The organism is Streptomyces flavotricini (genome assembly GCF_020639365.1).
Taxonomy (GTDB): Bacteria; Actinomycetota; Actinomycetes; order Streptomycetales; family Streptomycetaceae; genus Streptomyces; species Streptomyces flavotricini.
Genome location: NZ_JAINUL010000001.1, coordinates 8,068,080 through 8,093,910, shown reverse-complemented (window position 1 = coordinate 8,093,910; position 25,831 = coordinate 8,068,080). Strand labels below are relative to the sequence as shown.

The window sequence follows — 25,831 nt, the reverse complement described above, 5'->3', positions numbered from 1 at the left end:
CAACGCTCCCTCACCCACTCAGGAGACAACCCCGTGAAGTACGAGCGACTCGACCACACCGTCCTGACCGTCAACGACATCGACGCCACCGTGGACTTCTACAGCCGGGTGCTCGGCATGGAAGTCATCACCTTCAGCATGCTCGTCGACAACCGCAAGGCTCTGCGGTTCGGCGACACCAAGATCAACCTGCACGAAGTCGGCAAGGAGATCGCCCCGCACGCCCAGAACCCCGGGCCGGGCACCGAGCACCTCTGCTTCATCGTGACCGACCCCATCGAGGAGGTCATATCCCACATGGAGGCGGAAGGCGCCGTGATCGAGTCCGGTCCCGTCGAGAGGGTGGGCGTACTCGGCCCGATCAACAGCGTGTACGTCCGCGACCCGGACGGGAACCTGCTCGAACTCAGCAACCACATCGAGCGCTGATACCGGACGCCCCACGCGGTGCCACGGCACGCGACGTCCGGCCGACGTCGCGTGCCGGCCCCGCCCTCCATCCGCACGGTGAACCGGACCCCCCCACGGAGACGAAGATGTCGCAGCACGACCCGAACGCGGACTTCTACGACGGCCTGGCCGAGAACTACCACCGCATGTACGACGACTGGTGGGCCTTCGCCACCGACTACACCGAGGTCCTCGCCGGGCTGCTGGCCACCGAGGGAGTCGATCCTCCCGCCAAGGTCCTCGACGTCACCTGCGGCATCGGCACACAGGCATTGCCCCTGGCCGCGAAGGGCTACCGGGTGACCGGCTCGGACCTCAGCGGGCGTGCCGTCCAGCGGGCGCGCCAGGAAGCCGCGGCCCGTGGGCTGGACGTCGAGTTGGTCACCCATGACGTGCGCCGGATCGCCGACCACGGGGGCCGCGACTACGACGCCGCCATTTCGGGCAGCAATTCGCTGACGCACCTGCTCACCGACGAAGACCTGAGGCAGGCGCTGACCTCGGCACACCGCTGTCTGCGCCCCGGCGGAGTGTTCCTCGCGACCATCCGGGACTACGACCGGCTCGCGGACGACAACGTCCAGGGACTGGCCCCGGAGATGTTCGGCAGCGGAGACGACCGCAGCATCGTCGTTCAGGCGTGGGACTGGGCGCAGGACCGCCGGACCTTGACGGCGCACCACATCATGCTGCTCAAGAAGCGGAACCGGGAGGGCTGGGACACCACGGTGCGCACCATCGACTACCGCGCCCTGCGCCGGGCCGAATTCGACGCAGCCCTGAAAGCGACGGGCTTCGCCGACGTCCGGTGGTTCTTCCCCGACCACCAGGACCCCCAAGGAATGGCACCCGGACAGCGGAGCAGCTACTACCAGCCGGTCGTCGTGGCCCGGGCCGCGTGAGCGGGCGAAGAACCGGAACCGTGCCATGGACACCTTCACTGGATCATCCTTTCCCGCATCACGGCCGTCACGACCGAACGTGGTGGTCATCGGAGGCGGGATCGTCGGACTCGCCGTCGCCCGCGAACTGACCGCCCGCGGATCCCACGTCATCCTCTGCGAGAAGGAGAGCAACTGGGCCGCACACCAGACCGGCCACAACTCCCAGGTCGCGCACGCCGGCGTCTACTACACCCCCGGTTCGGCGAAGGCGCGGCTCGCGGTCGCCGGCAACCGGTCCATCGTCGCCTACGCCCGGGACCACGGCATCGCGGTGGATGTCTGCGGCAAGCTCATCGTGGCCACCTCCGCCGGCGAACTACCCGGCCTGCACGAGCTCGCGAACCGGGCCCGGGCCAACGGCGTCCCGGCCCGACTGATCGGCCCCCAGGAGGCGCGCGGGATCGAGCCGCATGTCGCCTGCCTTCAAGCACTCCACGTCCGGTCCACCGCTTCGATCGACTTCCCCGGCGTCTGCGCACGCCTCGTCGAAGAGCTCACCGCGGCCGGCGCCGACCTGCGGCTGGACACCCAGGTGCTGGGCATCCGCCAACGGGGCACCGTCACCGAGGTCGCCACCCCCGACGGCGTGATCCGCGCCGGCCGACTGGTCAACTGCGCCGGCCTGCAGGCGGACCGCATCGCCGCGATGGCCGGACTGCGGCCGCCGGCGCAGATCGTCCCCTTCCGAGGCGAGTACTTCCAGCTGCGGCCCGGCGCCCGACATTTGGTACGCGGCCTGGTCTATCCGGTACCGGACCCGACCCTGCCGTTCCTCGGCGTCCACCTGACCCGGATGCTGGACGGGACCGTCCATGCGGGGCCGAACGCCGTCCTCGCGCTCGCCCGCGAGGGATACCGAAGGCGCGACGTGCGCGTTCGTGACGTGGTGGACGCGGCAGGGTATCCGGGTCTGTGGCGGCTCGCGCGGCGCTATCCGCGCACGGCCGTCGGCGAAGTCGTCCGCTCTCTGTCCAGGCGCCGCTTCGCTGCGAGCCTCGCTCGTCTCGTGCCGGCCATCGGAGCGGACGACATCGCCCCGGCGGGCTCCGGAGTGCGGGCACAGGCCCTTCGACCCGACGGCACCCTGGTCGACGACTTCCTCCACATCCGCGCCCGTGGACAGGTGCACGTGCTCAACGCTCCTTCCCCCGCCGCGACCGCCGCACTGGAGATCGCCCGGCTCATCGCCGCACAGGTCCTCGAGAACTGACCGTTCCACAGACCCGCACCACGACCCCGACCGAGGTGAACACTTGTGACGGCGACCATCGCGTCCGCCCGCAAACCGGCCCGACGCCGGGCGCTCATGTACGGACCCGCATTCGTGGCGGCCATCGCCTACGTGGATCCGGGGAACTTCGCCACCAACTTCGCCGCCGGCTCCCAGTTCGGCCACCTGCTCCTGTGGGTGATCATCGCGGGTAATGCCATGGCCGTCCTGGTGCAGATGCTGTCCGCCAAACTCGGCCTGGCCACAGGGCGCGACCTCCCCCAGATGTGTCGCAGGCGTTTCCCCCGGCCCGTCGTCCTCCTCCTGTGGGTGCAGGGGGAACTCGTCGCCATCGCAACGGACCTTGCGGAGGTGATCGGCGGTGCGATCGCGCTCAACCTGTTGTTCGGGCTGCCCTTGCCGATCGGCGGCCTCGTCACGGGAGCCGCCGCCTTCGCGCTGCTGGGGCTGGAGTCGCGCGGCTACCGCCGCTTCGAACTGGCGATAGCCGGACTGCTCTTCGTGATCATCGCCGGATTCGTGATCGACACCATACTGGCGGGCGTCGACCTCGGCGGGATCGCGGGCGGCGCCGTACCCCGCTTCTCCGGCGCGCAGAGCGTCCTGCTCGCCGCGGGAATCCTCGGCGCCACGGTCATGCCCCATGTGATCTATCTGCACTCCAGTCTCACGAGCGCGCACACCAGGGACCTCGGAAGCGGTCCGGGCAACGGGCACCACACCCTCGTCAGATCGATGCGACGCGACGTCCTGGTGGGCCTCGGCCTGGCCGGGCTGGCCAATGCCGCGATGCTCATCATCGCGGCCCGGCTCTTCCACCCCTCGGGTCGGCCCGCGGACAGCATCGACGACGTGCACGCCGGTCTGGGCGAGATGCTCGGCCAAGGCGCGGCACTCGCCTTCGCGATCGCGCTGCTGGCCTCGGGCTTCGCCTCGTCGTCCGTCGGCACCTACGCGGGCCAGGTGATCATGTCGGGCTTCCTCGACCGGTCGCTGCCGCTCGCCGTACGGCGCGGGATCACCTTGCTGCCGAGCCTGGTCGTGCTGTTCGCCGGCGTCGATGCGACGCAGGCCCTGGTGTGGTCGCAGGTCGTGCTGTCCTTCGGAATCCCGTTCGCGCTCGTGCCGCTGATCCTGCTGACCAAGGACCGTTCGGTCATGGGCCCCCTGGCCAACCGCGCCCCGACCACGGCAGCCGCCTCCGCCATCGCCGTGCTCGTCATCGGTCTGAACTTCTACCTTGTCAGCCGGATCGCATGCGGCTGACATCCCCAGCGGACGGGCCCCGGCCGGCGGCCGCATCCACCCACCCCCGCTTATTGCGAACTGCTTGCAATAAGCCCTACCCTGGGCGCCTTCCCAGGATGCGGAGCACGCCATGCCCCACCTGCTGCCGGAACACGGACCGCAGCGCACCATCGCCGCCTCGAACTTCGTCTACACCGTCGGCAGCGGCCTCTACCTGACCGCGGGAGTGCTGTACTTCACCCAGGCCGTCCACCTGCCGGCCTCCCAGGTGGGACTCGGGCTCGGGATCGCCGGCGTCCTCTCGCTGGCGGTGGGGATCGGGGTAGGCCATCTGGCGGACCGGCGCGGCGCGCGCGGGGTCTACGCCGCCACCCTCGTCGTCCAGGCCCTGGCGACGGCCGGGTTCATGCTGGCTGACAGTTTCTGGCCGTTCGTCATCGCGGTGTGCGCGGCCACCGGGGCGAAGGGGGCGGGCCTGGCCGCCCGGAGCCCGATCATCCGCCATCACGGCGGGGACAGGCCGCAGGAGTTCCGTGCCTACCTGCGCGCGGTGACCAACATCGGCATCTCGATCGGCGCCGTGCTCGCGGGGTGGGTCGTGCAGGTCGGCACCCACAGCGCCTACCAGCTCATGGTCGTCGGCAACGCGCTCGCCTTCGCGGCCTCCGCCCTGATCGTGCTCCGCCTGCGGCCGGTCGCACCCGAGAAGGCCGCGGGCGGTCCGCGCTGGATCGCCCTGCGGGACCGGCCGTACCTGGCGCTCACCGTTCTGGACGGCGTCATGGCCATCCAGTTCAAGGTGCTGACCGTCGCCGTCCCCCTGTGGCTCATCGCGGCGACCGAGGCCCCCCACTGGCTGATCTCGGGCACCATGCTGCTGAACACCGTCCTCGTGGTCACCTGTCAGATGAGGGCAAGCCGCAGTATCGACACACCCGCCGCCGGCGCCCTCGCCTACCGCCGTTCCGGCTTCGCCTTCCTCCTGGCCTGCGTACTGATCTCGCTGACCCAGGACATCCCCGGCTGGGCCGCGGCGACCCTCCTGCTGGCCGGGGTCGCCGTGCACACGATCGGCGAACTCTGGCACGCGGCCGCCGGGTTCGAGGTCTCCTTCGCCCTGGCGCCCGAGCGGGCCACCGGCCAGTACCTCGGTGTCTTCGGGCTCGGAGCCGGCCTGGCCGAGGCCGCCGGGCCGGCCCTGATCATCTTCCTGTGCATCACCTGGGGCCGCCCCGGCTGGTACGTCATGGGAGCCCTGTTCGCCCTCACCGGCCTGGCCGCCCCCCTCGCCGTCCGCTGGGCGGGGCGCCACCGACCCACCGAGTATCCGGAGCGCGAGGACAAGGAGGCGCAGCCCAAGGCCACGGCCTGAGGTGTTGGGGCGGAGCACGCGAGGGGTTCCGGCCGTCCTGCCTGTATCGAGGTCCGATATGTGCTCGTGGACGTGACGAAGCGACTATCGTCTCGATTCCGCCTCTGACCCCGCCCGCGTCCGTCGTGGGCGGACACCTTGCCGAGCCGGCCGCAGGGCGTCGCCCCCCGCTCCTCGGTCGACCTCGCGCCCCGTCGGCGCCTCGAACCGGCCTCCCCCCCCCGCTGACGGAGACGGTTTCCGCCGACGCCCGCGCGCTTCGATCACACGGACTGCCGGATGGGCCGCCCGGCGGCGACGGGGACGACCTGTCCGTCGTCCCCGTCTTCGGCCGGACCTACCGGCCGGGCAGCCGAGGGGGAAGCTGGAAGGGATGCACTGCTTCCGAGGTGGGCGGACCGGGCCCGTCGCCTCGGGTGGCGATGCGGACCGGGGCCACGGGGGTGAGCGGCGGGGGTACCGACCTCACGCACTCCGGTCGATGGGTCAGCTGGCTCGTACGGGAGCCCACAGGCTGACGCTCCACACGTCCCCGTGGCCCGGGTGATGGCCCCTTTCCTCCTCCTCGTCGTCCACGACGAGTACGGAGACGCAGGACTTCTCCGCCCGGTACTCCAGGAAGCCTCCCTGGTCGCTGAGGGTGAGTTCCGGGACCGGAGGGGTCTCGGAGAGCGCATGCCGTACCTCGGCCCACGCGGTGTACGGGGCGAACCCGACGCCCGTGCCCGCGGCCCACCGGGCGGCCGGCTCGGGGGCGTTCGCGAGGCGGTGCAGCTCGATCGAGCCGCCGGACATCACCCACTCCTGCCCGGGGTTGAAGTAGAACTCGACGAACCCGTAGTCGCGGCGCAGGGAGACGCCGCCCTCGCCGACGACGTCGAGGTGGGGGTGTGGCAGGGCCCGGTCGACCTCGGCGAGGGTGGAACCGATGCCGATGCCGATGCCGATGCCGTGCAGGCGCCCGGTCGTGATGAAGGAGGCGAGTAATTCGATGCCGGTCACGGCCAGTTCTCCAGTGTGTCGATCAGGGCCTGCATCTCCGCGGAGCGGTTCTGCGAGTTGCCTCGGTCGTGGGTGTCCATGTGCTCCTTGGCCGCACCCGGCCGTCGGCATCCCTGGCAGCTCTCAGGTTGCCGGTGTCCCGCCGGTGTCCGGGGCCGGGCCCACCGCGGACCACCAGGCGATCAGCCGGTCGGCCATCGCATCGGTCCGATGGCCGACGGGGTCCAGCCCGAAGTGGTCCTCCAGCTCGTACCAGAGGAACTCGCCGATCTCCGCCCGCGTGGTGCCACGGTGGAGGCGCTGGAACAAGGGGGCGAGCATGCAGTCGTACTCGTCCTGCGAGAGGTCGGCGACGCCGATCGGATCCCACTCGTTGAGCAGATACCGCAGGTTGTCGAAGAGTGCGGCCGACGGAGTCCAGGGAGGCATCGGCCCAGACTGCCACTCGTGGGCGACGGCCGCCGCCGAAATATCGCGGGCCCGTCCCTCGTGAGCGCGGCGGTCCGGAGGCGTTTCAGGCCTGCCGCCCCGCTACGACAAGACCGCCACCCTCCACCTCGCCGGACTCCACCTCGCCTGCCGCCATCTTCATCTGGTCAGCGAGGTGATCCGAAGGAAGCGGACTGGCCGACCAGGCGGCGGCGCCAGTCCAGGGGAGTGATCGTGATGGTCCGGGCCGGGTCGCGGTCCCACTCCGTACGGAGGCCCACTGCTCCGAGGGCCGCCACGACCTCGTGGCCGATGGCCGCAGTGGTCTCGGCCGAGCCGTCGAAACCGCCGAAGAGCAGCGTCAGGCCGTGCCCCGCTGCGGCGGAGTCCGTGCACTGGGTGTGGAAGTAGACGAAGCCGCGGGCGTCGGGACCGCCTTCGCCGCCGATCTCGGACTGGCCGCAGCTGCGGCAGCAGGTGAAGTTCTCGCGGGCGGTGATTCCGGCCTCCTCCAGGGCGGTGAACGCGCGGGTCAGCCGCTCGGGGTCGGTCTCGCCCTCCCATGAGGTCTGCTCCGCGACCCGCTCCAGCCACAACCGGTCGGCCAGCGCCTGCGCCTGCTCGCGCGAAACGGGCCGGTGCTCCGGGGTGACCAGGTACTCCTCGGCAAGCTCGGCCAGTTCGGCGCGCGAGGCGTATCCGCCGACGAGCGCCTCGCGGACGCGCCCCTCCAACTCCGCTCGCCGGTCTTCGCCGAGGTCGAGCGGCGGCACCTCGTGGACCGGGCCCATGTCCAGCAGCGACCAGGCCGGTCCCGCTTCCCAGCCGGCCTCCCGGCGGGCCCAGCCGGCGAGCGCCGTGATCACGGCCTCGGGGTTGTCGGCCACCGTCTCGAAGTGCCGGTCAGGGGCGCCGTCGCGGTACTCCAGCGTGTAGTTGCCACCCGCCTTGTGCCAGACCTGCGCGAAGACGTCGGGCAGATCGGGTAGCCGCTGGAGCACCAGGAACCGGTCGCCGTCGCCACCGATCCGCCGGACCAGCCCGGCCAGTTCCTCGGCGGACACGCGGACGTGCCGCTCCCGGTTCTCCGTCTTCACCACGATCTCGAACATGCACGGACTCTGGCACACCCGTCTGACAGTGGAGGTGTAGGGTGCACATCAATTGAACGTGTTCAAGAAAGTCTCGGGGGCTCGTCATGCGGAACCGCATCGCCACGACGGAACGCCGGAGAACCCGTGACTGGAGCGCCATTGCGCCCGGCGCCGAGGTCGTGGGAGGAGTTCAGCTGATCTGTGCGGCCCTGTACGCGCAGCTCGCCGCGCTGGCGGACGAGCCCTACGGCCGGGGGTACGGCGGCGCCATCGCGGTGCTCTTCTGGCTCGTCGTCCAGGCGGTCCTCGGGCCGTGCATCGGCTTGGCGCTGGGCTTCGCGCACAGCCTGCTCTTCACCACGCCGGTGATGGTCGCATCGAACGCGGTCGGCGTGCGCACGCGGATTCCCGCGCCATGGTGGGCCCCGCCCGCACTGGGTCTGCTCGCGGCCGGGTACGCCGTACCGGTCTCGTGGATCGCCGGCACCGCGTACGCCGCCACGTTCGGCTGGATCGCAGCCCTCGGGGTGCTGCCCGTGGGGGCATCCGTGTACGCGCGGATGCGGCTGGTGCCGAAGGTCAGGGCGCGGCGGTGGGCCCTGGTCCTCATCGCGCCCGCGGTGGTCATCGCCTTCACGTTCGGGGTGACCGCGCCGGCGTACCAGCCGCCGGTCCTGGCGCGCGCAGACTACGTCGGCGAGTGGGCAGGCGACGGCGTCCACCTGGAACTCGGCCCCCAGGGCGAAGTGACGGCGCGGGAACTGCCGGTCTACACGGGGTTCGAGGTCGTGGACCACTGCTCCGGCCACGGCACGTGGAAACCCCTGGAAGCGGCCCGCGGGCACCGGGCGGGCGTCGACCTGGCCATCCCCGACTGCCAGGACGCGAACCTGAGCTGGAAGGTGGCGGGAACGGACGAGCACCCCGAACTCTTCGTACTCATGGGCGATCCGGATGCCGGAGAGACGGCCGTACTGTCGAAGAGGCGGTCCGGCTAGGCCGCCTCTTTCGGATCTCGCCGGTCAAGCCCGCGTAATCCGGTGCTGTGCCTCGCAAGGCGGAGAGGCTCCCGCGTACTGGGCGGCACCCGAGTGCCTCGACAGCGCGGCGAGCGCGATGCCGGGCGGCGCGGCAGGCTCGCGGGCAGCTCGGCCTTCTCCTTCGCTCGGGCGGGCGAGGGGGTGATCGGGTGAAGGGGCGGAACCTGCCCGGGGTCCCGTCGTTGATCAAGGTGCTCACCATCATGCGCTCGTATAAGCAGAAGGACCACTGATGATCAAGAAGATGATGGCTACCGCCGCCGCCACCGCGTCGATCCTTGGTGCCGGCGCTGCTGTTGCTGCCCCGGCCATGGCCATCGGCAACGACAACGGCATCAACTCCGTCAACGGCAACGGCGCCTCGCAGATCTACGGCAACCAGAAGACCGAAGGCGCGATGAGCCCGCAGCTCAGCCTGGTCCAGGGCACCCTGAACAAGCCCTGCATCGGCCTGCCGGCCAAGGTCAACGCCCAGTCCCTGGTGGCCCTCATCGCCAACGTCGGCGTCCAGGACATCAACGTCCTGCACAACCCGATGAACCAGCAGTGCACCGAGAACTCCACCCAGGCCAAGGGTGACGAGCCGCTCTCCCACATCCTGGACAACATCCCGGTCCTGTCCGGCAACCTCTCCGCCGGCAGCTGACGCACACCCCTTTTGCGAGCCGGGCCCCCAACGCCTGCACGAGGGCCCACGGGGCCCCGGCTCGTCCCACGCGGATCCCCGGGGGGACTGCTCCGCGACGCTGCTCCACAGGCTGGAGCAAACACCCTCCACGTCACACGCGAGCGATCCGGATCAATTCCCCTGCCGCCGCGGACGAGGGAAACGCCGGCCCATTGATGAGCCGCCGCGACAGGGCCGCCCCACCCTGGCCATTCATCGCGACCACGTGCGGAAGGGCGAAGACTCCGTACGGAGTCTTCGCCCTTGGACGGAGGTCAGGCGGTTTCGGTAGGGAGGCCGGCCTCGACCCAGTCCTGAATGCCCTCGCGGTACTTGCGGACGTCGGTGTAGCCGAGGGCGCTGAGCCGATCGGCGACCTGTCCGCTGTTGGGGCACGCCGGGTTGGAGCAGTAGGTGACGATCGCGGCGTCGCGGTCGGGGAGCAGGCCGGGCGCCTGGGTGTCGACGTCGGCCGGGATCAGCGCCAAGGCGCCGGGCAGGTGCTGCTGGGCGTAGTACTCGCCGCCGAGCGTGTCGACGACGGTCACGGCGCCGGCCTCGATCGCTGCTGCCAGCTCGTCGCGGGTGATGAGTGCGGTCATGCCACTGCCTCCAAGGGAATCGGACTACAGTCCTGTTATGACTCACGACGATAGCGGACTGCGGTCCGTTTCTGCAATGCCGCTGGAACTGCTGCACACGCCGCCGCCCAAGGAGCGTGCGGACGCGGCCCGAAACCGAGCCGCGGTGCTGGAGGCAGCCGCCAGGCTGTTCGCCGAGCAGGGCGTCGAGGCGGTGTCCATGGATCAGGTTGCCGCGGCCGCCGGCGTCGGCAAAGGCACCCTGTTCCGCCGGTTCGGTGACAAGTCAGGGCTGGCCGCCGCCCTGCTGGACGCCCGCGAGCGCGTGCTGCAGGAGGCGATCCTGCACGGACCGCCCCCACTCGGCCCCGGAGCCCCGGCCGACGAGCGCCTGGCCGCATTCCTCAACGCCTACCTCGACTACCTGCTCGAGCACCTGGCGCTGGTCCGGATGTCCGAGACCGCCACCCCCGGAGCCCGCTACAGGATCGGGGCCTACCGGTTCTGGCACCGCCATGTGGCGATCCTCCTCGCCACCGCACCCGACCCCGATCACACCGCCCACGCCCTGCTTGCCGCCCTGGCTGCCGATCACGTCGCCGCACTCCTGCCGGAAATCGGCGAACAGCGGATGCGCAGCGGCCTGCTCCGCCTCGCCCACCGCGCGACGTGACGAACCCGTCCCGTCGGCCACGGCGCGGCCTGCCCCAGGAGCTTCTGCGTTCCTCCGAGGCGGCTGGAGCCCCTGCGGCGCCTACTGAATCGGTACCGGCACCGGCGGCCTCCCGCAGGGCGTGCTGCCCGGTGTCGGCGGCCTGCCGGTAGAGGGCTTCGGCTCGCCGAGCGCGCGCGTTCGACGCTGGTGATCGGCCTGGCCCTCTGTCAGGGACAGGCCGAGGGACCACCACTTGCGTGTGCCGGCCAGGGCGGGGTGTCCGTGCCCACCCCGTCGCTTCGGCCGGGCATCCGGTCGCCCGTGGTCAGCCCGGCGACTCCCACGCGGCCGGGGCCACGACCACCACCACTTCCTTGCAGACCCCGTCGCACGTCGGCCCCGGATCGTACGGGAGTGGCTTCACCATGCCACCGAACCCGCCCCCTGCTTACCGGCCGTAGCGTTCATCCGGAAGCGCAAGACAGGCCCCGACGGCTCGCAACGACCTCCTGGGCGGCCTCCGGGACGGCACTGCGAGGGCCCGGTTGGCGTCGTCACCGTTCCGGCCCACGCGCTGTCACTGCCCCCGCGCCCACGAGATCGCCATCGTCCCGCACGCCAGCCTCAAGCTCCGCTTCGATGCCGACGACCACGCCCGCATCAGCGCCGACCCGTTCATGCCGCACCACGGACACAGCGTCGAGGTCTCCGTCTTCTCCGGCTCGTTCCGTCGGGACGAGTGCGTCCGGCAAAAGTAGGGGCGACGGTACTTCTGCCGGTGGAACTGCCTGGGCGGGGGAGCCCGGGAATGGTCTTCTGAAGTCACAGCAGCGGGGCACCCTCCCAGGCACACACCCCTGGCGGACCGTCACCGGGAACGGGGCGGCCGGCGGGTGTGGCCGTCCGGACGGCCGCCGCTCGACAGACCGTCGCACGTACTGCCGTGCAGAGGAAGAGGAGGAGGTGGAACTCGTGGAGAAGGCCAACCACCTTGCCTACTGCCGGGCGGACGTGCAGTTCTACGATCACCCGCCCGCGTCCCGTGCGGGCTCGCCGTTCCCGGCCACCGGGCGTCCCGCGCCCGCCGGCTGGCGTCGTGTCCAGGCCGGGAACTGGGTGTACCTGAGCCCTTGCGATGCCCGGCTCCCCGAGCAGGGCTGGAAGGTCCACGTCTCGGTCACGGCCTGCGACGCGGCCGAGGTCATCGACAAGGTGTGGGACTACTGCGTTTCCCGCTCCGTGACGTTCAAGTTCCTGCCGGACTCGCGCGTGCACCAGTCCACCAACAGCAAGTACGCGCCCCGTGGCGGCAGCGGCAAGCTGATCACCGTCTATCCGGTCGACGCGGCCGCCCTGAGGAAAGTCCTCGACGATCTGGATGCCGTCCTCGGCACCTACCGCGGCCCGTACATCCTCAGCGACCTGCGGTGGCGGCAGGGCCCGCTGTACGTGCGCTACGGGGGCTTCGCCCGCCGTGAGTGCCTGTCCGAGGCCGGTGAGCGCACTCCCGCCGTCGTGCGCCCCGACGGGGTGCTGGTCCCCGACGAGCGCACTCCGGCCTTCAGGGTTCCCGCCTGGGCCCCGGTGCCCGATTTCATCGCCGAGCAGATGAACGCCGGGCGGGGCGGCGAGGACGAGCCCGTCCTCCCGTACAGCATCGAGAAGGCCCTGCACTACTCCAACGGCGGCGGCATCTACCTGGCCACCGACAACGCCACAGGACGCCGCGTCGTCCTGCGGGAGGCCCGCCCCATGGCGGGCCTGGACGGAGCGGGCGACGACGCGGTGGTCCGGCTGGACAGGGAGGCAGCGACACTGCGCCGCCTGTCCCATCTGGACTGCGTTCCCGCGTTGCTGAACACGTTCACGGCCTGGGAACACCACTTCCTGGTGCAGGAGTACATCGAGGGCCGGACGCTTCAGCAGTTCGTCGCCACTGCGAACCCGCTGACCGTGCCGGGCCGCGACGCGAAGCAGCGCCAGGAGTACGCGGACACCGTGCTGGACGTCCTGGACCAGCTCGAAGGCATCCTCAAGGCCGTCCACGCCACCGGTACGGTCTTCGGCGACCTGAGCCCCGGCAACGTGATGCTCCGCCCCGACGGGCGTGTCGCGCTCATCGACTTCGAGATCGCCTACCGGCCCGGGACCCAGGACCCGGAGCCCAGCATCGCCACTCCCGGCTTCGTCGCCCCGCACGCCACCGGTTTCGACCGGGACCGCTACGCGCTGGACAGTCTGCGCCTGGCCCTGCTGCTGCCGTTGACCACGATGCTGGACCTCGACCCGGCCCGCGCCGGACAGCTCGCCGAGGCGGCGGCAGGGCTCTTCCCGCTCCCGGCCGCGTGGAGCGAGCGCGTACGCCGCTCCCTGACCCCTCCCGGTGTCACGGCCCCCTCCGGACGCAAGGAGGCGGCGCTGTTCGCCGCGGCCGCGGACGACCCGGCCTCACCACCGGCCCGCGAGCTGACGCAGGCTCTGGCCGCCGCCATCGAAGCCAGCGCCACCCCCGAGCGCACCGACCGGCTCTTCCCCGGCGAGCCGACCGCCCTGTACGACGGCGGCTACACCCTCGCCCATGGCGCCTCGGGCATCCTCTACGCGTTGACCGCTGCCGGGCATCGGACCGACCCCGAACACCACGAGTGGCTGTGGCAGGCCACCCACCGCGACGTGGAGCACCGTCCAGGGCTGTACGACGGGCTGCACGGAGCCGCTCACACCCTGAGCCTCCTGGGCCGCCATGACCAGGCCGTCGACGTCCTCGACCGGGCCACCGCCCTCACCACCGAGGCGACCCCGTCCGGACTGTACGAGGGGCTGGCCGGCATCGGACTCAACCTGCGCCATCTCGCGCGGGCCCTGGACATGCCCGGACTGCAGACCCGTGCGCTGGAGACGGGCGAGCGGCTCGCCGCGCGGCTTGCCGGGGCCGGGCGGGTGCCCGCGGGCCGCGTCGGGCTCATGCGCGGCTGGAGCGGACCGGCCGTGTTCTTCGTCGGCCTCTACGAGGACACGAAGGAGAGCCGGTATCTGGACCTGGCGCGCCAAGCCGTCCGCCTCGACCTGGAGAGGTTCCACGACGCCGTTGCGGCGAAGGACCCGGCCGGACCGCCGCCGACCCTCGGGTCGGGGAGCGCGGGCATCGCCGTGGCCCTGGCCGGCTACCTCCGCCACCGTCCCGGGGACGCCCTCACCGAGACCCTCGAGGCTCTGCACACCGCTCTGGACCTGGACTTCACCGCGTACAGCGGCCTCGTCGCCGGACGGTCGGGCCTGGCCGCCACCCTCGCCCACAACGGCGTCACCGAGCGCCATCCGCATCTGGCGGACGCTCTCACCGGCCACGTCCGCGACCTCGCCTGGCACGCACTGCCCTACGCAGGCGGCATCGCCACCATCGGCGCCCAGAACATGCGCCTGTCCATGGACCTGGCGACCGGTACGGCGGGCGTCCTCCACGCCCTGCACACGGTCGCCGGCCGCCTGCCCGTGCTGCCCCTGATCCCCCGCCCCTGCGAAAGAGAGGAACGACTGTGACAGCAAGCACCCCGCCGCGGTACGCCGACGAGAGGGGCCCGCGAAGACGACGCACCACGGCCCGGGGCAAGTGGCCATAGCCCTACGGCGCGGTGCCGTCCTGGACGGCCACCGTCTTCCGCTCGTACATCACCACGCTCGAAGGAGAATTTCCATGAACACGATCCTCGACCTCCAGGTCCTCACCCCCCAGTCCGAGTCGGAGGAGCTGGACGGCGCCATCGGTCAGAGCAGCACCATCTGGTACTGCAAGACCGGCGTCAAGTAAGCGGCAGGTTCCGCTGTCGCCGGGCCGTTCTGACCACTGAGCAGCCCGGCTGACCGGCGGGGGCAAAGCTTCACCCCCGCATCGGGTGGGACTGCGGGAAACTCCCGCAGTCCCACCCGGAACACGAACGGCCGGCGCCGGCAGCCGGCCCCACACCCCCCGGCGCGTTTGGCAGGAAGCCGGAACCGCGGTGGGAAGAGCAGTCCTTGACGGTCCACCAGGGTCCGACAAGCCCCCCCGCATCCACACGGACGCGACAGGAGCCGCGCACGGGACCCCCTCCCCCCGTGCACGGCAGACGGCCGGGCCCGGACATCCACGACGGATGTCCGGGCCCGGCCGTCTGCCGGTTGCGGTCAAGGCGAGGCCGGGACGCAGGCCCTCGGCGTACCGTTCCCGCACCGTCGACCGCCGTCGACCGCCGTCGACCGCCGTCGACCGCCGTCGACCGCCGTCGACCGCCGTCGACCGCGGCCTCCGCCGGCCACCCCGACCGCGCCCCGGCGGACCACCGCACGGTGTCGGCCCGGCTCCAGGGCCGTGTCGCCTCCTGCCAACTCCCTGGAAGAGGGGCCCAACAGTGCGTTTCAGCGGCAAAAGCCGTCTCGTGCATACTCTTCTGGCAGAGGTACGGCGTTTCCGCGGGGGCGCACTGACCAGGGGACATCCAGACATGGACACCGGTACACCGGCCACCGCCGGCCGCTTCGGCGCGCTGTTGCACAGGCTGCGGACGGGGGCCGGACTGAGCCAGGAGGAGCTGGCGCATGCCGCGGGGGTGAGCGTGCGGGCGCTGTCGTACATGGAGCGCGGACACACCCGCGGTCCGCAGCGCCGCTCCGTTCAGGCGCTGGCCGCGGCCCTGGGCCTGGACGCGGCCGACACCCGAGATCTGGAGCGCGCCGCGAGCCTGGGCCGCCCCCGCCCGGCCCCCGTGCCGGACCCCCCGCCACCCGCCGCCGTACCGGACGCCGCCGTACCGCACGCCGTCGCACCGGTCGGCACACCCGATCTGCTGCCGCGCGCACCGCGCGGCTTCCACGGACGGGCGGCGGAACTCGCCTCCCTGTCCCGGGCCGCCGTGGGCGAGGCGCCCGTCTGCCTGGTCGTCGGACCCGCCGGGGTCGGCAAGACGGCCCTCGTCCTGCAATGGGCCCACCACAACCGTCAGGAATTCCCCGACGGGCGCCTCTACGCCGACCTCCGCGGCTTCGGCGACACGGGCGAGCCGGCCCTCATGGAGGTGCTGCGCGAGTTCCTGCCGGCGCTCGGTGTGCCGCACCACCGGATCCCGGAGTCGGCCAACGGCGCGGCCGCGCTGTTCCGGTCGCTCGCCGCCCACCGCCGGATCCTGGTGGTACTCGACAACGCGCGTGACTCCGAGCAGGTCAGGCCGCTCCTGCCGGGCGGCCGCCGCTGCGTCACCGTCGTCACCAGCAGACACCGGCTGCCGGGGCTGATCGTCACCGACACCGCCCGGCCCGTCGCCGTGGACGTCCTCACACCGCAGGACGGCACGATGCTCCTCGCCACGGTGCTCGGCACACAACGGGTACGCGCGGAACCGGCGGCCGCGCGACAGCTGGCCGAACTGTGCGGCGGCCTGCCCCTCGCCCTGCGGGTGGCGGCCGCCCGGCTGGCGGGGCGGCCCACCTGGTCACTGGGCGCAATGGCCGCAGAACTGTCCGACGAGACACGCCGGCTGAGTCTGCTGGACGTGGAGGACACCGGCGTACGAGCGGCACTGCGCGTGACACTGCAGCAGCTCCCGCCACACGTCTCCCGCCAGTTCGCCCATCTCGGCCGCCACCCCGGCACACACGTCGACCGGTATGCCGCCGCAGCCCTTGCGGACACCGACCCGGCAGCCGCCGAGACCTCCCTGGAACGGCTGGCCGTCGCCCACCTCGTCACCGAGACGACGCCCGGCCGCTGGACCATGCACGACCTCGTACGGCTCTACGCACGCAGCCTGAACGCCGGGCCCGACGCATTCAAGCGCGTGCTCGACCACTACATCGCCACGGCCCTCGCAGCCGTGGCGGCGGCCGAGCCCGGCAACGAGGACTGCTTCCCGCTGCCCGCGGACTACCTCCCGCCCGCCGCCGTGCGGGAGTTCGACGACCGGTCCGCCGCCGTGGCCTGGTACGCGGCCGAAAGGGACGACCTCACCCAGGCGGTCGCAGCGGCACACACCGCCGGACTGCACGACAGGACCTGGCGGATCGCCTTGACCCTGTGGCCGCTGATCGTGTGGCGCGTACGGGACGGCTGGGTCCCGCTCCTGGAGACCGCCCTCGAGGCGGCCCGCGCCGACGCCGACCAGCACGGCGAGTCACGGGTGCTGAGCGTCCTCGGCTGGGTGCTGATCGAGGAAGGGCGCATCGCCGAGGCCCTCACCCACCTGGAGGCCGCCTCCGCGCTCGCCTCGCGGAAGGGTGACGCGGTGGCCGAGGCGAACGCCCTGATCGTCCTCGCCATGGCACGAGCCGCCCTCGGCGGCCCGGACGAAGCCGCCACGACATGCGAGCGGGCCGTGGAACTGGCACGCGGGGCCGGCGACCGGACCATCGAGAGACTGGCCATGCAGCACCTCGCCCGCCACTGGGCCGACGCCGGGAAATGGCGCCAGGCCCTCGACACGGCGACCGAGGCCCTGGCCTTCGACGACCGACCGGGCACGGCCGACGTACCCCGGATCCTGCTGCTCATGGTGAGCGGAGAGGCCCTGCTCGGGCTCGGGCACAAGACCGAGGGCATCGGACAGCTCGACCTGGCGGCCCGCGAGGCGGAGACCTCCGGCTACGAGGACGGTGCAGTACGGGCGCTCGGCGCACTGCTGCACGTATCGCCGGACGCGGAACTCCGGGCACGATACGACGCGGCAGTCGCACGCCTCACGAAGCGCACGTGAGCCCCGCCCGGGCACACGCCACACCCCCGGCGAGCATCCACGGCCGAGCCGGTGACAGCGGGGCCCCGTGCCTTCGGCAACGCCGCTGCACCCCGGCGACACCGCGACGGCGGCCGGACCAGGTCGGCGTGCGGCAGGTCACCGGTGAGCGCCTCGACGACGGTCATGCGCCTCCGCCCGGCCCCGGCAGGGGCCGAAGTGCTCGGCGATGGCGGACGGGTGTGCGGGCGGTTCCGCTGTTCTTCCTGCCCAGGGCCGCGGTTCCTGACAGCATCGGTGGGACTGCGAGAGGCGGGGGAAGCACGTGCGGGCACGTATCCGTGCTCGCCGTGCCGCGACCGGGGTGGTGCTCGGTGCCGTCCTGCTGGCCGGGTGTGCTTCGACTCCGGGCGAAGAGCTGAAGGACTGGTGGGGCTCGGGAGGCGACCGCAGTGTGAAGGCGCTGACCGATACCTCCAGCCGGGTCAACGAGGTGAGCGTGCGGCCGATGGACATCTGGGGCGGTGCCTGTCAGGAATTGCTGACCGAGGTGGCCAAGGCCAAGAAGCTGGGGCGGCTTCGCCTCTTTCGCGGCCGATGGCGGCGGAGCGGGGGTGTTGCCTCTCAGCCGGTCGGGGTGGGGGTGCCGGTCACGTGGATGTCCACGTTGATCACGGCGTCGGCGATGGCCTGCCGTACCGCGGCGACCACGGTGTCGGTGTCGACACCGTGTTGCTGGCCGAGTTGGGCGGCGAGTGCGTTCACTGCTGCCTGTGTCGCGGCGATGTGTCGTGCGACGGCGTCGGTCTGGTTGTTGTGGACCTTGTCCATCCAGGCCATGACCGCGCCCATGTCGACGGGGCGGCCGGTGGCGGCGTTGGTTTCGGTGTGACGCCAGACGGCGGTCGCTACGGCGTCGAGGTCGGCCTGGGACAGGGGCATGTCGTCCTCCGGGGATCCGAGAGCCCAGGCGCGAAGATCCTCGCGGCTGGGCAGGGGGCAGTAGTCCTTGTCGACGGGGTTGTCGTCGTACTGGTGGAACATCCATCCGGCCTTGATCCCCGGGTCGCCCGCGCGGCGGCCCGCGGTGGCGATCCACAGGAAGTCGCCGCAGTAGCTGGTCGTGTCGACGTTCCTCCAGTAGTCGGCGTTGCAGTACATGCCGACCCGGTGACCCGGCATTCGGCCCTTCACGTAGCGGAGCCAGTCCTCCTTGTAGGCCCGCTGGCGGGCCTTGGAGACACCGGCGTTGGCGTTGTCGTAGCCCTCCCAGTCGAGGACCAGGATGTCGCCGGGCTGCCAGGCCGCCTGGTCGAGGAAGAAGTCGGCTTCGCGCTCCGGGTCGTTTGCCATGTGGGGGTAGTGGTAGGCGCCCCAGACCAGGCCGTGGCGTTTGGCGTGGTCGCGCTGGCGGACCCACCTCGGATTCGTGTAGCCGAGGCCCTCCGTGATCTTCGTGAAGACGAAGTCGAGTCCGGCGAGGCTCGGTTCGTCGCTCTGGTAGGACGCCCAGTCCTGTCCGTGGATGCCCATCAGGCGTTGCCCTTCTTGCCGCGGATGGCTTCCGGCCCTGGCCCGGCGCCGGTGCGTCAGCGCAGGCCGGGTGTTCCAGGCCGGGGAGGGAGACGCCGCCGCCTCGGGCGAGGGGCCAGGACTGGTCGGCGGCGGTGAGGTATGCGGAACGATCGGTACCACAAGAGGTTCCCCAGCGGCTCGTCGGCCGATTCGCGCCTGAGCCGAAGAATCGATTCCGTTTGACGAACCGGCGCTCGGTGGCCGCCGACGTCCCCGGGCCGGCCCGCCACGGGCCACCCGGCGCCGGCCTGTTCGACGACCCGGCCCGGGTTCCCTCCCGAACCCTTCGCATCGAGGGGAGCTCCGAGCCGACGGCCGGAGGGAACCGGACATGTTGGGAATACCCATGCGATGGCATGGTCACGTCAATCCGTTCATGGCATTCTGAGCGGCCCCTCAGGCTGCGCCGACAGGCGTCGCCACGTATGCCCTGGAGGCACGGGCCCATGTCCGCATCGCGAAGAAGTGCTTCACCACCAGGAAGAACCGCGTTGAACGGTCTGCTCGTCCTGGCAGCGACACTCGCCATGATGTGGCTGCCCGCCGGCGCCCAGGCGCGTGCCGACAGCCTCGCCGCAGCGGAACAGACCCGCCTCGACTCGTGGATGGGGGACCTGGCCCCGCGCCTCGCCCGTACCCCGCTCAACCGGATCGCGATGCCCGGCAGCCACGACGCCGGGTCCTGGAGCATCACCGCGCGGTCGGGGCAGTGCCGTACCGGCTACATCTACGACCTGGCCAGGACCTTCCCGCAGTTGGCCGCGAGCGTCTCCAGGACCCAGCGCGTGTCCATCGCCGAGCAGCTCGCGACCGGGTCCCGCTACGTCGACCTGCGCTTGTGCAAGCAGGACGGCCAGTGGTTCACGTACCACGGAGCCCCGCTCGGTGCCCCGTTCTTCGAACCGGACGGGGAAGCCGAGCAGATCGGCCGGTGGATCGCCGCGCACCCTGCGGAGATCGTCGTCGTCAGCCTGTCCGTTTCCGCCCCCGCGGCGGAACTGCCCGCGGCCACCGCGGAGGCGTACGACCGCTTCGCCGCCGTCGCCGGCACGGCGAGGATCGCCTCCCGGCAGCAGTTCTCGCCGACGTCGACCTACGGCAGCCTCGTCGCCGCGGGCAAGAACGTGATCCTGCTGGACGACTCGGGACTGGCCGACCGGGCCCTGGCGTGGAATGCCACCGCCACCTCCTCCGGCCGCGGCAGCTACCCCGCAGACAGCCCGCCGGCCGGCAACTACCTCAGGGACTTCGCCGACCCCCGGGCACTGTTCGCGGAGACCCTCGCACGCGACCGGGCAGCGTTGGCCAGGGACCCGGGGGAGGACGCCGGAGTTCTTCGTCATGGCCGGAATCGTCCAGCCGGACACCCTGCTCGGCCTGGCAGGCTTGCAACAGAGCTTCACTGCGCTGCCCGACTCGATGACGTGCGCCTCGGGTTCCTTCTACGACCCCCGCAACGGAGGGGAGTGCTGGAGCTGTCCGGCCGAATACGTACGGAACGTCACCCCCGTCACCCAAGGCGACGCCTGCTGGCTGCCCAGCCGCGCGGTCAGTACCTCTGCGGCATACGTGCGCAACGAAGCCTGGGCGTGGAACTGCCCCTCCGGTACCTTCTGGGACCCCCGCATGGACGCCTTCCCCTGGCAGGGACAGTGCTGGTCCTGCCCGCCCGATTACCTGCGCAACGTCACTCCCGTCACCAGTGAGAGCGCTTGCTGGCGCATGACCCCCATCCGCCAGGCCCCGGCGTCCTTCCGCGGTCCTTCCGGGATCACCCGTACGTTCCTCCTGGACCGTGCGGCTTCCTACAACGCGCTCCTGCATCAGCAGCTCATCGGCCCCTGGAACGTCCCTGACCTGCGAAGGAACCTGAACATAGTCGCTGTGGACGACGTCACCGGAGCCCCGGACGGCCTTCAGCCCGCAGATCTGGCCCGCGCGATCATCGCCTACAACACGGCGTGACACCTCCCCCGGTGCCCCCGGGCCGCTCCCACGGGAAGCGGCCCGGGACCTTCCCACGGGATTCACCGACGGCTCGGACCCCGGCCCATCTTCCCGGACAAGACGGTGGCGGTCAGCTCCAGGCCGGGGAACACCCGCGCCTTCCCCGTGAACTGGCACTGGGTGGCGCGAGCGGCACCGGTGCACTGCTTCCGAGGTGGGCGGACCGGGCCCGTTGCCCCGGGTGGCGATGCGGCCCGGGGCAACGGGGTGAGCGGCGCGGGTACCGCCGGTCCTCCCCAGAGAGCAGCGCCGACCAGGCCCAGCCGCGAACCGATCTGGGCGGCTGCGAGCGTCACGAGCCCGAACGGGAGCTGCGACCGGGGCGTTCGTCGATGTGGGCCGCAGGTTCGTCGTCACCTGGTTGCAGGGCCTGGACGCGGCGATACCGTGGAGCTTCACACGCCAGATGGCAGCCCAGGAGCCCCGGATGAGCCAGCAGCCGGACACCGCGCCCGTGCCGGACCGTCAGCCCCTCGACGAGCACACCGCCGCCTCCCCCCGCGCCTGCGCGGCCGAACAGCGGGCGAAAGCCGACGCCCTCTCCTCGGTGTCGGAAGACATCGCCGCGTACGGCTACCCGTCCGCTGAGGTCGGCGTGCCCTGGGAGACCACTCGCGGCGACCACCTGGCACGCCTCGCAGACGAGCAGCCCCGTGTCGCCTGACCACTCCTCGCGTCGCGCACGCGTCATCATGGTCGAGCCCGCCCTCACCCAGCTGGACAAGCTCACCGCAGACGAAACACACCGCCTGGACCGTGCGGTGGTCGCGATCAGTGTCAACCCCGAGCTGGGCACCGAAGTGTCAGGTACGCTCCTGCGCGACTACACGGACGAAATCGACGCCGTGCGCGTGATCTACTACGCGACCGCCCTCCGGACGATCACGATCGTCGCGTACGTGGAAGCCTGAGTATCGACGCCGATCGCCCCGGCCGCGCGACGCAGCGGACGGCAACGCCCAGGATTCCGATGGATCCGAAGACCTGCACACCCCGCCGGTCTGGCCCTCGCCGTGAGCCTGGCGGGGGACTCCCTCATCGGGACGTCCGGCGGCTGCCGCCATCTTCTTGTGGGAGTGGTGGGTCATGCCGGGGCACTGTTGCTGGCTGATCTCGCCGACGTCACCGGACTGACCAGCTTGTCGCGAACTGCTCGACACGCTCGTGATCGATGAACGCGGTCAACACCTCCACAGTTGCGCCGGGCTGTTCGTCGGGGATGAAGTGTCCGGCTTGTGGGATGACGGCGCCGGTCACGTTCCTGGCCCATGGACTGAGGGAGGCGGCCATGTCGGGGATCGAGCCGTGGGAGCTGGAGATTCCCAGGACCGGGACGGTCAAGTTCCCCCGTTCGAGGGCGTCATGATTCCCACGTGCTGATTCCGCGGCATCGCGGTAGTAGGCGAGCGAGGCACGCTGTGCGGGATCGAGTTCCCGGGCATTGGTCCGTCCGACTACCCCTGGCTCCCGGAACGCCAGAACGCATGCAGTGCATGGAGGGAAGCCGCAGCCGTCATCGATGAGCGTCGGCCGCGCGAACTGCGGGACGACCACGCACGAATCAGCATCGCGAAGCGGCTGCCACAAACGAGTAGAGGGCCTGGTTCCGGCACTGAGCTGACGCCGCCCGAAACCCCCGTCCTCGGGCGGCGTCAGCTCAGTGCCGGGACCACGAGAGGCCCCGGTCGTCGGCGGATCTCCGGTTTCCCGTCCCCTCACCGACCCTCCGGCACCCACTCTGCCGAACCCCGGAGCACCGCGCATTGGCCTGCCGTGCACAGTGTCTTGACGGAGAGTCGCCCCGCGGCCCGCGCCCCGGGGCCCCGGCTCTTGTTGCGCGGGCCGTCACGGCCGGTGTAAACCCGTGATCATGCTGCCCGAGAGAACGTTCCGCAGCGCGGAGCTAGCGCCCGCCGACCGTTTCGAGAGTTGGCGGGCCCTGATGTCGGAGACGCATGCGCCCATGGAGATGCGCAGTGAGCACGCCGCCGACTTCTGGGTGAACCAGCGCGTCATCTCGCTCGGCGGGATCACGGTCTATCCGATGGAATGCCGTCCCCTGACCTTCCAGCGCACACCGAAGCTGATAGCGAGGTCGGACCCCGAGGCGTTCCACCTCTCGCTGATCAAACGCGGGGCGGGAGCGGTGACGCTGGGCAAGGACACCGTGGTGCACGGTGTGCTCGACATCCACACCAGCGACACGTCACGGCCGTTCGAGATCAGTTCCGGCCCGCATTCCGTCGAGATCATCGGGGTCGAGGTACCCAAGGCGCTGCTGCCGCTGCCCCCGCACACCGCTGGCCGGGTCATCGGCAAGCGCATCTCGGCCCGGGAGGGAATGGGGGCCCTGCTGGCCACCTTCCTCGACCAGGTGACCAAGGACAGCCGGTCATACCGGCCGGCCGAGGGGCCGCGCCTGAGCGGCGTACTGGCCGATCTCGTCGCCTCGCTCTTCGCCGGCGTCCTCGAATCGGACCGGTCCTTGACCCCGGAGACGCACCGGCGCGCCCTGGCGCTCCGCGTGATGGCCTTCATCCAGGACAACGCCGACGATCCGCTGCTGGACGTCCCCGCGATCGCCGCCGCCCACCACATCTCCGTCAGCTATCTCCACCGGGTGTTCCAGCAGGAGGGGGACGGGGCGACGGTCGCGGCCTTCGTTCAAGGCCAGCGGCTCGCGCGGGCACGCCAGGACCTGGCGGACCCGCTGCACCGGGAGGTGCCCGTGCACGTCATCGGCGCCCGGCGGGGCTTCCGGCACGCGTCCGCGTTCAGCCGGGCGTTCCGCGAGGCCTACGGCCTGCCGCCCGCGGCCTTCCGCAGGCAGGCCCGGGCGGAAGACCTGGCCAGGGCGGACACCCCTCTTCATCCCGTCGATCCGGCCTCTCCTCCAGTACGCCCAGGACATCGAGCGGACCGTTGAAGCGGTCTTGGCGGAGCAGGCGAAGGCCGCTCGGGAGTCGCGGGGCGAGGGGCCACCAAGGACGACGAAGTCCAGCGGCTTCGCCGCCGGCTCAGTACGTCCGCCACGGTCCCGGATCCAAGGCAGGGGGACGACGCCAAGGGCGTCGTCCCCCTGCCCCGCCGCTACTGACTTCGGCGCGTCAGGGTGAACTGTTGCCCCGAAGGCCTGGAGGGCCCGCTTCCGGCGGGTCGTCCAGCGTTTGCGGCCGGCGCCGGCCGGGTCCAGGGACATCACTGCGAGGCAGACGCACTTCAGAGCCGCGTTCTCCGAGGGGGAGTGACCGCGGGCGCGGACGGCCCGGCGGATCCTGGCGTTGACGGACTCGATCGTGTCGGTCGGGCAGACGATCCGCCGGATCTCCGCGTCGAACTGCAGGAACGGCACGAACTCAGCCCACGCGTGCCGCACCCGTCGCACCCGCCCGCGCTCTGGTGCACCCGCCCGGCGGTGGCTGTCAGGTACGGGCCGGGCCGGTCCCCGCGATCGCCTCGGGCCGCAGCAGGGCGGTGAGTTGTTCGGCCGGCAGCAGGCCCCGTTCCAGGACGAGTTCGGCCACACCCCGGCCGGTGGCGAGGGCCTCCTTGGCGATGTCGGTGGCGGCGGTGTATCCGATGTGCGGGTTCAGGGCGGTCACCAGGCCGATGGAGTTCTCGACGGTGGCGCGCAGCATCTCGGTGTTGGCGGTGATGCCGCTCACGCAGCGTTCCGCGAGGGTGAGGCAGGCCGCGCGGAGGTGGGTGACGGACTTCGACAGCGAGTGCAGGATCACCGGCTCGAAGGCGTTGAGCTGGAGCTGTCCGGCTTCGGCGGCCATGGTGATGGTGATGTCGTTGCCGATCACTTCGAAGGCGACCTGGTTGACGACCTCGGGGATCACCGGGTTGACCTTGCCGGGCATGATGCTCGAGCCCGCCTGGACCGGCGGCAGGTTGATCTCGCCGAGTCCGGCGCGGGGCCCGGAGGACAGCAGGCGCAGGTCGTTGCAGGTCTTGGACAGCTTGACGGCGATGCGCTTGAGGACGCCGGACATCTGGACGAAGGCGCCGCAGTCCTGGGTGGCTTCGACCAGGTCGGCCGCGGTGACCAGGGGCAGCCCGGTGATGTCGGCGAGGTGGCGGCGGGCAGCCTCGGCGTACCCGGCAGGGGCGTTGAGGCCGGTGCCGATGGCGGTGGCGCCGAGGTTGATCTCGTGGATGAGTCCGAGGGCCTCCGCGAGCCGGCTGCGGTCCTCGTCGAGCATGACGGCGAAGGCGGAGAACTCCTGCCCGAGGGTCATCGGTACGGCGTCCTGGAGCTGGGTGCGGCCCATCTTCAGCACGTCGTGGAACTCGGCGGCCTTGCGGGCGAAGGCGTTCTGCAGGACGGCCATGGCTTCGAGCAGGCCGCGCACCGCCGAGGCGGTCGCGATCCGAACGGCGGTCGGGTAGACGTCGTTGGTGGACTGGCCGAGGTTGACGTCCTCGTTGGGGTGCAGGTGCCGGTACTCGCCCCTGGCGTGGCCCAGCAGCTCCAGCGCCCGGTTGGCGATGACCTCGTTGGCGTTCATGTTGGTCGAGGTGCCGGCGCCGCCCTGGATTACGTCCACGACGAACTGGTCGTGGAGCTTGCCGCCGCGTATCTCCTGGCAGGCGGCGACGATCACGGCCGCTTTCGCGGGCTCCAGCAGGCCGAGTTCCCCGTTGGCGAGGGCTGCGGCCTCCTTGACGGCAGCGAGGGCGTCGATCAGGTGCGGGTAGGTGGAGATCGGCGTGCCGGTGATGGGGAAGTTCTCGGTGGCGCGCAGGGTGTGGACGCCCCAGTAGGCGTCGGCGGGGACTTCGCGGTCTCCGAGCAGGTCGTGTTCGCTGCGGGTGGCGGCGGTCATGGG

The 25,831-nt window shown here is 71.1% G+C and carries 22 protein-coding genes and 2 pseudogenes; 16 read left to right on the top strand and 8 right to left on the bottom strand.

What is annotated here, in order from left to right; translation table 11 throughout:
- Nucleotides 1-33: 33 nt before the first annotated feature.
- From K7B10_RS37040 to K7B10_RS37020, 5 genes are all read left to right on the top strand, one after another.
- On the top strand, nucleotides 34-429 hold the full coding sequence (locus K7B10_RS37040; RefSeq protein WP_229343575.1) for a VOC family protein: 396 nt from the start codon (nucleotides 34-36) through the stop codon (nucleotides 427-429).
- Nucleotides 430-536: 107 nt separating this feature from the next.
- The gene (locus K7B10_RS37035; RefSeq protein WP_229343574.1) at nucleotides 537-1,352 is read left to right on the top strand and encodes a class I SAM-dependent DNA methyltransferase; all 816 of its coding nucleotides are present in this window, start codon (nucleotides 537-539) and stop codon (nucleotides 1,350-1,352) included.
- 79 nt (nucleotides 1,353-1,431) lie between these two features.
- A complete protein-coding gene (gene lhgD, locus K7B10_RS37030) occupies nucleotides 1,432-2,604 on the top strand; it encodes an L-2-hydroxyglutarate dehydrogenase (protein ID WP_372481513.1) in 1,173 nt (390 codons plus the stop codon).
- A 45-nt stretch (nucleotides 2,605-2,649) separates the two neighbouring features.
- The gene (locus tag K7B10_RS37025; protein ID WP_229343570.1) at nucleotides 2,650-3,891 is read left to right on the top strand and encodes an Nramp family divalent metal transporter; all 1,242 of its coding nucleotides are present in this window, start codon (nucleotides 2,650-2,652) and stop codon (nucleotides 3,889-3,891) included.
- Between the two features lie 112 nt (nucleotides 3,892-4,003).
- Nucleotides 4,004-5,245, top strand: a complete 1,242-nt coding sequence (locus tag K7B10_RS37020; RefSeq protein ID WP_229343568.1) for an MFS transporter — start codon at nucleotides 4,004-4,006, stop codon at nucleotides 5,243-5,245.
- Nucleotides 5,246-5,731: 486 nt separating this feature from the next.
- Here the strand turns inward: K7B10_RS37020 and K7B10_RS37015 are convergent, their stop codons facing one another.
- The 3 genes from K7B10_RS37015 to K7B10_RS37005 all read right to left on the bottom strand — a co-directional run bounded on the left by K7B10_RS37015 (nucleotide 5,732) and on the right by K7B10_RS37005 (nucleotide 7,788).
- On the bottom strand, nucleotides 5,732-6,247 hold the full coding sequence (locus K7B10_RS37015; protein WP_229343566.1) for a hypothetical protein: 516 nt from the start codon (nucleotides 6,245-6,247) through the stop codon (nucleotides 5,732-5,734).
- Nucleotides 6,248-6,370: 123 nt separating this feature from the next.
- The gene (locus tag K7B10_RS37010; RefSeq protein WP_229343564.1) at nucleotides 6,371-6,676 is read right to left on the bottom strand and encodes a hypothetical protein; all 306 of its coding nucleotides are present in this window, start codon (nucleotides 6,674-6,676) and stop codon (nucleotides 6,371-6,373) included.
- A 167-nt stretch (nucleotides 6,677-6,843) separates the two neighbouring features.
- Nucleotides 6,844-7,788 carry a DUF6891 domain-containing protein gene (locus tag K7B10_RS37005; protein WP_229343562.1) on the bottom strand — a complete coding sequence of 315 codons (945 nt, stop codon included), beginning with the start codon at nucleotides 7,786-7,788 and terminating at the stop codon, nucleotides 6,844-6,846.
- 86 nt (nucleotides 7,789-7,874) lie between these two features.
- Between K7B10_RS37005 and K7B10_RS37000 the strand changes: the two genes are divergently transcribed.
- Both K7B10_RS37000 and K7B10_RS36995 read left to right on the top strand, forming a co-directional pair.
- Nucleotides 7,875-8,768, top strand: a complete 894-nt coding sequence (locus K7B10_RS37000; protein ID WP_229343560.1) for a hypothetical protein — start codon at nucleotides 7,875-7,877, stop codon at nucleotides 8,766-8,768.
- A 274-nt stretch (nucleotides 8,769-9,042) separates the two neighbouring features.
- Nucleotides 9,043-9,456 carry a rodlin gene (locus tag K7B10_RS36995; RefSeq protein ID WP_229343558.1) on the top strand — a complete coding sequence of 138 codons (414 nt, stop codon included), beginning with the start codon at nucleotides 9,043-9,045 and terminating at the stop codon, nucleotides 9,454-9,456.
- Between the two features lie 296 nt (nucleotides 9,457-9,752).
- On the opposite strand, the gene K7B10_RS36990 is transcribed toward K7B10_RS36995, so the two are convergent.
- Complete coding sequence (locus K7B10_RS36990) at nucleotides 9,753-10,079, bottom strand: rhodanese-like domain-containing protein (RefSeq protein ID WP_229343556.1); 327 nt, start codon at nucleotides 10,077-10,079, stop codon at nucleotides 9,753-9,755.
- 37 nt (nucleotides 10,080-10,116) lie between these two features.
- On the opposite strand from K7B10_RS36990, the gene K7B10_RS36985 reads away from it, so the two are divergent.
- The 4 genes from K7B10_RS36985 to K7B10_RS36970 all read left to right on the top strand — a co-directional run bounded on the left by K7B10_RS36985 (nucleotide 10,117) and on the right by K7B10_RS36970 (nucleotide 17,435).
- Nucleotides 10,117-10,731, top strand: coding sequence for a TetR/AcrR family transcriptional regulator (locus K7B10_RS36985; RefSeq protein WP_229343553.1), 615 nt, complete (start codon nucleotides 10,117-10,119; stop codon nucleotides 10,729-10,731).
- Between the two features lie 527 nt (nucleotides 10,732-11,258).
- Nucleotides 11,259-11,471 (top strand): hypothetical protein, encoded by a 213-nt coding sequence (locus K7B10_RS36980; RefSeq protein ID WP_229343551.1) that lies wholly within the window; start codon nucleotides 11,259-11,261, stop codon nucleotides 11,469-11,471.
- A 205-nt stretch (nucleotides 11,472-11,676) separates the two neighbouring features.
- Nucleotides 11,677-14,253 (top strand): class III lanthionine synthetase LanKC, encoded by a 2,577-nt coding sequence (gene lanKC / locus K7B10_RS36975; protein WP_229343549.1) that lies wholly within the window; start codon nucleotides 11,677-11,679, stop codon nucleotides 14,251-14,253.
- Nucleotides 14,254-15,194: 941 nt separating this feature from the next.
- A complete protein-coding gene (locus K7B10_RS36970) occupies nucleotides 15,195-17,435 on the top strand; it encodes a helix-turn-helix domain-containing protein (RefSeq protein ID WP_229343547.1) in 2,241 nt (746 codons plus the stop codon).
- A 603-nt stretch (nucleotides 17,436-18,038) separates the two neighbouring features.
- On the opposite strand, the gene K7B10_RS36965 is transcribed toward K7B10_RS36970, so the two are convergent.
- Nucleotides 18,039-18,947 carry a glycoside hydrolase family 25 protein gene (locus tag K7B10_RS36965; protein ID WP_229343545.1) on the bottom strand — a complete coding sequence of 303 codons (909 nt, stop codon included), beginning with the start codon at nucleotides 18,945-18,947 and terminating at the stop codon, nucleotides 18,039-18,041.
- A 533-nt stretch (nucleotides 18,948-19,480) separates the two neighbouring features.
- On the opposite strand from K7B10_RS36965, the gene K7B10_RS36960 reads away from it, so the two are divergent.
- The 4 genes from K7B10_RS36960 to K7B10_RS36945 all read left to right on the top strand — a co-directional run bounded on the left by K7B10_RS36960 (nucleotide 19,481) and on the right by K7B10_RS36945 (nucleotide 21,907).
- Nucleotides 19,481-20,695: a PI-PLC domain-containing protein gene (locus tag K7B10_RS36960; protein ID WP_229343543.1), complete on the top strand. Its 1,215-nt coding sequence runs from the start codon at nucleotides 19,481-19,483 to the stop codon at nucleotides 20,693-20,695.
- Nucleotides 20,696-20,711: 16 nt separating this feature from the next.
- Nucleotides 20,712-20,954 carry a hypothetical protein gene (locus K7B10_RS36955; protein WP_229343541.1) on the top strand — a complete coding sequence of 81 codons (243 nt, stop codon included), beginning with the start codon at nucleotides 20,712-20,714 and terminating at the stop codon, nucleotides 20,952-20,954.
- A 469-nt stretch (nucleotides 20,955-21,423) separates the two neighbouring features.
- Nucleotides 21,424-21,660: a hypothetical protein gene (locus K7B10_RS36950; RefSeq protein WP_229343539.1), complete on the top strand. Its 237-nt coding sequence runs from the start codon at nucleotides 21,424-21,426 to the stop codon at nucleotides 21,658-21,660.
- Complete coding sequence (locus K7B10_RS36945; protein WP_229343537.1) at nucleotides 21,650-21,907, top strand: hypothetical protein; 258 nt, start codon at nucleotides 21,650-21,652, stop codon at nucleotides 21,905-21,907. Before K7B10_RS36950 ends, K7B10_RS36945 begins: the two co-directional genes overlap by 11 nt.
- Before the next feature lie 211 nt (nucleotides 21,908-22,118).
- Here the strand turns inward: K7B10_RS36945 and K7B10_RS36940 are convergent.
- Nucleotides 22,119-22,412 (bottom strand): annotated as a pseudogene (locus K7B10_RS36940) (alpha/beta fold hydrolase); the annotation flags it as partial.
- 454 nt (nucleotides 22,413-22,866) lie between these two features.
- Here K7B10_RS36940 and K7B10_RS36935 point away from each other — a divergent pair.
- Nucleotides 22,867-23,922, top strand: a complete 1,056-nt coding sequence (locus K7B10_RS36935) for an AraC-like ligand-binding domain-containing protein (RefSeq protein WP_229343535.1) — start codon at nucleotides 22,867-22,869, stop codon at nucleotides 23,920-23,922.
- Between the two features lie 201 nt (nucleotides 23,923-24,123).
- On the opposite strand, the pseudogene K7B10_RS36930 reads toward K7B10_RS36935, so the two are convergent.
- Nucleotides 24,124-24,381, bottom strand: a pseudogene (locus K7B10_RS36930) (transposase); the annotation flags it as partial.
- 37 nt (nucleotides 24,382-24,418) lie between these two features.
- Entirely contained in the window at nucleotides 24,419-25,828 is a 1,410-nt protein-coding gene (gene aspA, locus K7B10_RS36925) for an aspartate ammonia-lyase (protein ID WP_229343532.1), read from the bottom strand.
- Nucleotides 25,829-25,831: the final 3 nt, after the last annotated feature.

Coding starts and splice junctions, on each gene's coding strand:
- K7B10_RS37035 (WP_229343574.1), top strand. CDS start 537: ATGTCGCAGCACGACCCGAACGCGGACTTCTACGACGGCCTGGCCGAG.
- K7B10_RS37020 (WP_229343568.1), top strand. CDS start 4,004: ATGCCCCACCTGCTGCCGGAACACGGACCGCAGCGCACCATCGCCGCC.
- K7B10_RS37010 (WP_229343564.1), bottom strand. CDS start 6,676: ATGCCTCCCTGGACTCCGTCGGCCGCACTCTTCGACAACCTGCGGTAT.
- K7B10_RS37005 (WP_229343562.1), bottom strand. CDS start 7,788: ATGTTCGAGATCGTGGTGAAGACGGAGAACCGGGAGCGGCACGTCCGC.
- K7B10_RS37000 (WP_229343560.1), top strand. CDS start 7,875: ATGCGGAACCGCATCGCCACGACGGAACGCCGGAGAACCCGTGACTGG.
- K7B10_RS36995 (WP_229343558.1), top strand. CDS start 9,043: ATGATCAAGAAGATGATGGCTACCGCCGCCGCCACCGCGTCGATCCTT.
- K7B10_RS36990 (WP_229343556.1), bottom strand. CDS start 10,079: ATGACCGCACTCATCACCCGCGACGAGCTGGCAGCAGCGATCGAGGCC.
- K7B10_RS36985 (WP_229343553.1), top strand. CDS start 10,117: ATGACTCACGACGATAGCGGACTGCGGTCCGTTTCTGCAATGCCGCTG.
- K7B10_RS36970 (WP_229343547.1), top strand. CDS start 15,195: ATGGACACCGGTACACCGGCCACCGCCGGCCGCTTCGGCGCGCTGTTG.
- K7B10_RS36965 (WP_229343545.1), bottom strand. CDS start 18,947: ATGGGCATCCACGGACAGGACTGGGCGTCCTACCAGAGCGACGAACCG.
- K7B10_RS36955 (WP_229343541.1), top strand. CDS start 20,712: ATGACCCCCATCCGCCAGGCCCCGGCGTCCTTCCGCGGTCCTTCCGGG.
- K7B10_RS36950 (WP_229343539.1), top strand. CDS start 21,424: ATGAGCCAGCAGCCGGACACCGCGCCCGTGCCGGACCGTCAGCCCCTC.
- K7B10_RS36935 (WP_229343535.1), top strand. CDS start 22,867: ATGCTGCCCGAGAGAACGTTCCGCAGCGCGGAGCTAGCGCCCGCCGAC.
- aspA (WP_229343532.1), bottom strand. CDS start 25,828: ATGACCGCCGCCACCCGCAGCGAACACGACCTGCTCGGAGACCGCGAA.